Annotated in this window: 1 pseudogene; it reads right to left on the minus strand. The window is 75.0% G+C overall.

The features are described 5' to 3' along the window. A pseudogene (locus ACLZOT_RS50100) lies at positions 1–420 on the minus strand (hypothetical protein); the annotation flags it as partial.

Here is a 420-nt window from a genome sequence, read left to right on the forward strand (position 1 = left end):
GTCAGGGCTGCGCCGTCCTGGGCGAAGGTGGGCTCGAAGGGACCCTGCGGTCCGTAGCGTACGGCGAAGACGTGCAGGTCCTCGGGGGCGCCGGGGGCCGGTCGGGCCTCCAGTGCCGTCGAGCTGACCAGGTGGCTCCAGCCCAGGTCGGGGTTGCCGTAGCCGCGCGGGTCGGCCGCCAGGGCGAAGGCCGCCTCCTCCTGGGTGCGTTCCGCGCGGGCGTCGAAGTGGTCCACGCCGTCCGCGTCCGGGTGGGTCAGGCGCAGTTCACCGGCCGAGGCGACGTCGCCCCGTGAGGTCCGGCGCACGCGGTCGCCGTCGTCGGCGGCGTAGGGCAGGCCCGCGAGCAGATACGGCGTGCCGGGGAGCCGTTGCACGGCGACGGTCGTCCACAAGCTCGTGCCGTCGGTGACGTACAGG

This window comes from Streptomyces sp. 4F14 (genome assembly GCF_048159485.1).
Lineage (GTDB): Bacteria > Actinomycetota > Actinomycetes > Streptomycetales > Streptomycetaceae > Streptomyces.